This window comes from Citricoccus sp., from assembly GCF_032154715.1.
Classification (GTDB): Bacteria; Actinomycetota; Actinomycetes; order Actinomycetales; family Micrococcaceae; genus Citricoccus.
This window is the reverse complement of sequence record NZ_JALDXU010000040.1, coordinates 20,084-27,324: the sequence shown is the minus strand read 5'-3', so window position 1 is coordinate 27,324 and position 7,241 is coordinate 20,084. Positions and strand designations below refer to the sequence as shown.

Here is a 7,241-nt window from a genome sequence, read left to right as displayed (position 1 = left end):
TTCGAGGTGAGTGGGGTCAGGGCACGTAGGCGGCGCAGACCGGGTCCACCGGGAGGTCGCGGTGCAGCACCCAGATGCCGTGGTCGTCCTCGGTGACCACCTCGTAGCCCAGGCGCTCAGCACGGTTCAGGGCCTCATCCGGGGTCAGCGGATCCCAGCCACCGAGTTCCTCCACGGTGGTGTCGATGATCATCCAGGTGGCCAACTCGTCCCCCATGTCCCCGTGCAGGCCCACATAGGCGCGGTCCACGAGGTGGGGCACGGCATTGTCCGCGGCCTCCACGCAGACGTCGTCCGGGATGGAGTCCACGGCCCGGCCCAGGGCGTGGGCCCACTCCGTCATCCGCCAGGTGTCACCGGTCACCGTGCGCTGGAACGGGAAAACCTGCGGGGAAACCGCGGTCCCCAGCACGCCGCAGCCGAGCAGGACCGAGACGAAGACGAGCGGCAGCCGCCCGGGCCGCGTGACGCCCGGGGCACCCAGGCTGGCGGTGGCTGCGGAACCGGTGCGCCGGCGTCGTGCTGTTTCTGCTGCATCACCGGTCGGCTGACGGCGTGCCTCACGCCAGGCGCCGATCCGGGCGAGGGCCTCCAGCGCGGCCAGCAGGAAGATCGGGGCCAGGATCGCGTCGTACTGGTAGACCGGGCTCCACACGTTCAGCCGGTCGTTGAACAGGCGGGAGAGCAGGATCGGCGCGCCGATCAGGGTGTAGGGGGACAGGAACGGCAGCAGCCACAGCGCCACGAAGTGCAGCAGCCACAAGCCGATCTTCAGCGGGTGGTCGAACAGGACCGCCACGGCGTCGAAGGGCTGGGACAGGATGAACGCGATCGAGGACCCCATGTCCGGACCCAGTGCCGTGAACTGCCAGTAGCCGAACTCGCCCTCGGGGGAGAAGCGCGGGATCACCACGGAGGTGGCGAAGACGTAACCGGCCACCCCCAGCACGGCGGTCACGACGGCGGGCAGCCAGGCCCGCTTGATCGCCAGCACCATGGCGATGGCCAGCAGCGTGATGCCCATGTCCTCACGGACGGTGAGCAGAGACACCGCGAGGAGGGTGGCCAGCCAGTACCGGCGGCCGTCGACGGCCCAGATGACCCAGGCGATGATCGGCACGCCGAAGGAGACCTCGTGGAAGTCCCAGTTCACCATCGCCTGGAACGGCCACCACAGCAGCAGGGCGGCGGCGCCGATCAGTGCGGTGGCGTGGCTGAAACGACGGCGCGCGAAGAGGTAGACCGGGATGGCGGTGGAGACCAGCAGCGCGGTCATCGCGATGCCCAGCACGCGCGGGTCGTCCCAGATCCAGTACAGGGGCGCCGCCAGCGCGATGACCGGGTGGAAGTGATCGCCGAGGATGTTGAAGTCCACGCCCTTGATGGGCACGATCGGCTCCCGGAACAGCGCGTACTGGCGCACGGCCTGGTCGAAGATCCCGAGGTCGTACCCCTTGGCCTCGAAATTCCGGAAGCGCAGGAACGAGTGGACCAGGTAGAGGACCGCGGCCACGGCCATGACCGCGCCCAGGTGCATCCACTGCCGGCCGCTGGTCCGGGGCCCCACGGTCAGGGCGCCGTCACGGCGGTCCGGTTGACGGCCGATCACCCAGCGGGGCGCCCGCCCCGGGACGTGGTCCTGCGAGGGTGCCGGGGCTGCGCCGGAACCGGAGTCGTCAACGGCGGGATTCTGCTGCACGGGCCACCTGGGGGATCGGAATCGGGACATCCCCTCCATCGTAATGACCCCGGGTGGGCCGGCGGCGCCAGAGGCCTCCAGCCGGCACCGAGGGGCGCCGGCCGGAATCGTGCCGTGGCTACTCGACCAGCTTGCCGTCCTGGGAGACGTCCCGGATCAGCGCGGCGATCTCCTCCGGCACCGGCGGGATCTCCTCACGTGTGATCCCGCCGGCGGGTGACCAGACGAGGTTGACCTGCAGGTCGGGATCAGTGTCCGGGAAGTCGCTGCGGTTGTGGCAGCCACGGGTCTCGCGGCGCTCGCGGGCGGCCTCCAGGGTGGCCCGGGCGGCCAGGGCGGAGGATTTCAGGTCGAACGCGTGGGCGAGGTCCTGGTAGCCGGCGATGTCCGGATGGATGCCGACGTCCCGCAGACGTGCCTCGATCGAGTCCAGCTCCGCCAGTCCTGCCGTGAGCCCCTTCTCACTGCGGACGACGCCGGCGTGCTCGGTCATCGTGTCGCGGATGGCCCGCTGGAGGGCACGGACGTTCTCCTGCCCGTCCGCGGCCAGCAACTCCTCGATCTCGGCCCGGGCGGCCGCCACGGCCTCGGGGGAGCGACGCTGCGCGTCCAGGCCGGCGGAATGCCCGACGGCGGCCTGGCCGACGATGCGTCCGAACACCAGCAGCTCGATCAGGGAGTTCCCGCCCAGCCGGTTGGCGCCGTGGAGCCCGGAGGAGGCCTCCCCGATGGCATAGAGGCCCTCGACGTCCGTGCTGTGGTCCTCGGGACGGACCCAGACCCCGCCCATGGAGTAGTGCGCCGTCGGGGCGATCTCGATGGGATCGGTGGTGATGTCCAGCATCTGCAGTTCCAGCAGCGTCTGGTAGACGCGCGGCAGGCGGGTCATGATCGTCTCCCGTGGAAGGTGGGAGACGTCCAGCCAGACGCCACCGTTCGCGGTGCCGCGGCCCTCCTGGATCTCGGTGTAGGCGGCCAGCGCCACCCGGTCCCGGGTGGAGAGCTCCATCCGTTCCGGATCGTAGCTGGCCATGAACCGCTCACCGCGGCCGTTGCGCAGGATCCCGCCCTCGCCGCGGGCGGCCTCGGAGACCAGGGTTCCGGCGGCGTTCTCGGGCTCGATGATGCCGGACGGGTGGAACTGCACGAGCTCGGGGTCGCGGAGCCGGGCCCCGGCCTCCACCGCCAGGCGGAACGAGTCCCCGGTGTTCTCGTCACGGCGGGAGGAGGTGCGCCGCCAGATCCGGTTGTGCCCGCCGGCCGCGAGGATGACCGCGTCCGCGTGGATGAGGTAGCGCGTGCCGTCCTGGACATCGAAGCCGTAGGCGCCGAAGACCACGTTGTCCCGGACCAGCAACCGCGTGATGTAGACGGTGTCCAGGATCGGGACCTTGAGCTGCTCCGCCCGGTTCACCAGGGTCCGCTGGATCTCCAATCCCGTGTAGTCCCCGGCGAAGGCGGTTCGACGGTAGGTGTGGGCGCCGAAGAACCGCTGCGAGATGCGGCCGTCCTCCTCGCGGGCGAAGGCCATGCCGTAGCGGTCCAGGTCGGCGATCCCCTGCTCGGCGCCACGGGCCACGATCTCCGCCGTGTGGGGGTTGGCCAGGTGATAGCTCTCCTTGATGGTGTCCGCGGCGTGCTGCTGCCAGGTGTCCTCCTCGTCCATGGTGCCCAGGGCCGCGTTGATGCCGCCGGCGGCCAGGGAGGTGTGGGCGTCGTGCCGCGGGCGCTTCCCCACGGCCAGGACGTCCACTCCCTGCTCTGCCACCTCGATGGCGGCGCGCAGCCCGGAGCCGCCGGTGCCGATGACGAGGACCGTGGTGGAGATCTGGTGTTCGGCCACGGCGGTGGGGCGCCCGGTGGGACGCGCCGACGGTGGCGCTGTGAGACGTGCTGTAGAAGTCATGGGACCACCGTAGGAAGCACCACCGTCATTACTCCAATGAATAATAGAAGTAGAAACGATACGCTTTTGCTATGAGCATGAACCTGGAACAGTTGCGGGGTTTCGTGGAGGTGGCCCGCCTGGGGCATTTCACCCGAGCCTCGGAGGCCCTCCACATGACCCAGCCCTCCCTGAGCCGTCAGATCGCGACCCTGGAGCACGACCTGGGGTCCGAGCTGTTCCACCGGGCGCGGGGACATATCACCCTGACGGCCGCGGGGGAGGCCCTGCTGCCCCTGGCACGCCGGATGCTGGCCGATGCGGAGACGGTCCGCCGGGAGATGGCGGAACTGGCGGGCCTGCAGCGGGGCCGGGTCCGGCTCGGGGCCACCCCGACGCTGTGCGTGAGCATTGTGGCCGATGCGATGGCAGCCTTCCATGCTGACCACCCGGGCATCGAGCTGCACCTGACGGAGCGGGGCTCACGTGGATTGATCGATGAACTGTCCTCCGGAGCCCTGGACCTGGCCCTCGTGATCACTTCGGACGCGCATCCGGCGACCGCACCGAGCCTCACCCGCAGCCGGTTGCTGACGGAGGAGCTGGTGGTCGTGGGCGGCGGCCACGCACCGTTTGACGGGCGCGCCTCGGTCACGCTGGAGGACCTGGCCGGCATGCCGCAGATCGTCTTCCCGTCCAGCTATGACCTGCGCGGCACCCTGGACGAGGCCTTCCGTGCCGCCGGGCTGACGCCGAGGGTGGCGCTGGAGGGCGCCGAGATGGATGCCGTGCTGCGATTCGTCGAACTGGGGATGGGAGTGGCGCTGGTGCCGGCCATGGTGCTGGGAGACCGCCCCGGTCTGCGCTCGGTCCGGCTGACGAAGCCCCGGCTCAGCCGGACCATCAGCCTCGCCCGGCGTCAGGACGTGCAGCCCACACGTGCCGCGGCGGCCATGCACCGGATGATCCTGCGGACGGCCGATGCGCTCGCGGCCGGAGACCGGGGACTGGGCGGGCTGGTGTCCCGGGCTGACTGAGGGACGGGGTGCCCCAGGAGGGAGTCGAACCCCCGACCAAGAGATTAGAAGGCTCCTGCTCTATCCACTGAGCTACTGGGGCTGGGCCCCGCCATTCTAGCGGGAACAGGTTCCTCCACAGGAAACCGTCCCTCGGTGGGTTGTCCACGGATCAACGGTGCCACCCTGTCGCCACAGTGCCGGTGCGGCTGTGCTGGAAGGGCAGGAAGCTCTCTTCCTGCCGCCGTCGGACACCCTGCCCGACGGCGGCCCCTCGCCGGCCGCGGGCCGGCTCACCGAAAGGCACCAGCATGAGTCAGCACATCACCGTCCGCGGCTTCGTGGCCACCGATCCGACCATCCGCAACGCACAGGCCGGGTTCCCCGTCGGCAATTTCCGACTGGCCGCCACGGACCGGCGCTTCGATCGCGAGCAGAATGCGTGGGTGGACGGAAACACGAACTGGTTCACCGTCAATCTCTTCCGCAGCCTCGCCCAGAACGCCTTCACGTCCCTGCAGAAGGGCCAGCCCGTGGTGGTCACCGGCCGTCTCAAGGTCCGTCCGTGGGAGACGGAGGAGCGTTCCGGGACCGCCGTGGAGATCGAGGCGGACACCATCGGTCATGACCTGTCCCTGGGCACGGCCACCTTCCAGCGCTCATCCGGGCGGCCGGGTGAGGTGGCGGCCGGAGCGGCGGAGGCCGGGACGGGAGCGGGCGAGCCCGGCGGGTCGGGCGGACCGGACAGCCCCGGCGAGGAGGCCTTCGACCGGGAGACCGGCGAGCTGTTGGGGCACGAGGGCGCCGGGATTGGGGTGGAGGAAGACACGGCGGACTCGAATGCCGAGGAGGACTCGGCCGACTCACAGGCCCTGTCAGCGGCCTGAGGGCACCCGGTGGCCGCCGGATGCCACCGATGCGGGCAAACCGGCGGCCACCCACTAGCCTGGGGACCATGGCGGAATACATTTACAGCATGGTCAAGGCCCGCAAAAAAGTGGGCGACAAGCTGATCCTGGATGACGTGACGATGGCCTTCCTGCCGGGGGCGAAGATCGGCATGGTGGGCCCCAACGGTGCGGGCAAGTCCACGATCCTGAAGATCATGGCGGGGCTGGACACGCCCTCGAACGGAGAGGCCCGGCTCACTCCGGACTACAGCGTGGGCATCCTCATGCAGGAGCCCGCGCTGAACGAGGAGAAGACCGTCCTCGGCAACGTCCAGGAGGGCGTCGGCGAGATCTACGGCAAGATCCAGCGCTACAACGAGATCTCCGAGGCGATGGCCGATCCGGATGCGGACTTCGATGCGTTGATGGAGGAGATGGGCAAACTCCAGGAGCAGATCGACGCCGCTGACGCCTGGGACATCGACTCCCAGCTTGAGCAGGCCATGGATGCGCTGCGCTGCCCCCCGGGCGATGCCGACGTCACCAACCTCTCCGGTGGTGAGCGCCGCCGCGTGGCGCTGTGCAAGCTGCTGCTGCAGAAGCCGGACCTGCTGCTGCTCGACGAGCCCACCAACCACCTGGACGCGGAGTCCGTGCTGTGGCTGGAGCAGCACCTGGCGGCCTACCACGGCGCTGTGCTCGCCGTGACCCACGATCGGTACTTCCTGGACCACGTGGCGGAGTGGATCTGTGAGGTGGACCGCGGACGCCTGTACCCCTACGAGGGCAACTACTCCACCTACCTGGAGAAGAAGCGGGCCCGCATGGAGATCCAGGGCAAAAAGGACGCCAAGATGGCCAAGCGGCTGTCCGAGGAACTCGACTGGGTGCGCTCCAACACCAAGGGGCGCCAGGCCAAGTCCAAGGCCCGCCTCTCCCGCTACGAGGAGATGGCCTCGGAGGCCGAGAAGACCCGCAAGCTGGACCTGGAGGAGCTGCAGATCCCCCCGGGCCCGCGGCTGGGCAACCAGGTGATCGAGGCCAAGAACCTGCAGAAGGGCTTCGGCGACCGCGTCCTGATCGACGGGCTGTCCTTCTCCTTGCCACCGAACGGCATCGTCGGCATCATCGGCCCCAACGGTGTCGGCAAGACCACCCTGTTCAAGACCATCGTGGGCCACGAGCCCCTCGACGGCGGGGAGCTGAAGATCGGCGACTCGGTCAAGATCTCCTACGTGGATCAGTCCCGCGGTGGGATCGACCCGGAGAAGTCGCTGTGGGAGGTCGTCTCGGACGGTCTGGACTACATCAAGGTCGGGCAGGTCGAGATGCCGTCCCGCGCCTACGTCTCGGCGTTCGGCTTCAAGGGCCCGGATCAGCAGAAGAAGGCCGGCGTGCTCTCCGGTGGTGAGAGAAACCGCCTGAACCTGGCGCTGACCCTCAAGGAGGGCGGCAATCTGCTCCTACTGGATGAGCCCACCAACGACCTCGACGTGGAGACCCTGACCTCCCTGGAGAACGCGCTGCTGGAGTTCCCGGGCTGCGCCGTGGTCATCTCCCACGACCGGTGGTTCCTGGACCGGGTGGCCACGCACATGCTGGCCTACGAGGGCACGGAGCAGGACCCGGCGAACTGGTACTGGTTCGAGGGCAACTTCGAGTCCTACGAGGCCAACAAGGTGGAACGGCTCGGCCCCGACGCCGCCCGGCCACACCGCGTGACCCACCGCAAGCTCACCCGCGACTGAGCA

At 69.2% G+C, this 7,241-nt stretch carries 5 protein-coding genes and 1 tRNA gene; 3 read left to right on the top strand and 3 right to left on the bottom strand.

Annotated elements, in window-relative coordinates; translation table 11 throughout:
* Nucleotides 1-16: 16 nt before the first annotated feature.
* Nucleotides 17-1,519, bottom strand: coding sequence for a DUF2079 domain-containing protein (locus RUH65_RS08580; protein WP_396179879.1), 1,503 nt, complete (start codon nucleotides 1,517-1,519; stop codon nucleotides 17-19).
* A gap of 298 nt (nucleotides 1,520-1,817) precedes the next feature.
* Entirely contained in the window at nucleotides 1,818-3,605 is a 1,788-nt protein-coding gene (locus tag RUH65_RS08575; RefSeq protein ID WP_313816940.1) for an FAD-binding protein, read from the bottom strand.
* A 77-nt stretch (nucleotides 3,606-3,682) separates the two neighbouring features.
* On the opposite strand from RUH65_RS08575, the gene RUH65_RS08570 reads away from it, so the two are divergent.
* Nucleotides 3,683-4,621, top strand: a complete 939-nt coding sequence (locus RUH65_RS08570) for a LysR substrate-binding domain-containing protein (RefSeq protein ID WP_313816945.1) — start codon at nucleotides 3,683-3,685, stop codon at nucleotides 4,619-4,621.
* A 9-nt stretch (nucleotides 4,622-4,630) separates the two neighbouring features.
* Here RUH65_RS08570 and RUH65_RS08565 read toward each other — a convergent pair.
* Nucleotides 4,631-4,703, bottom strand: a tRNA-Arg gene (locus RUH65_RS08565).
* A gap of 208 nt (nucleotides 4,704-4,911) precedes the next feature.
* Between RUH65_RS08565 and ssb the strand changes: the two genes are divergently transcribed.
* A complete protein-coding gene (gene ssb / locus RUH65_RS08560) occupies nucleotides 4,912-5,487 on the top strand; it encodes a single-stranded DNA-binding protein (RefSeq protein WP_313816939.1) in 576 nt (191 codons plus the stop codon).
* A 68-nt stretch (nucleotides 5,488-5,555) separates the two neighbouring features.
* Entirely contained in the window at nucleotides 5,556-7,238 is a 1,683-nt protein-coding gene (gene ettA, locus RUH65_RS08555; protein WP_313816937.1) for an energy-dependent translational throttle protein EttA, read from the top strand.
* Nucleotides 7,239-7,241: the final 3 nt, after the last annotated feature.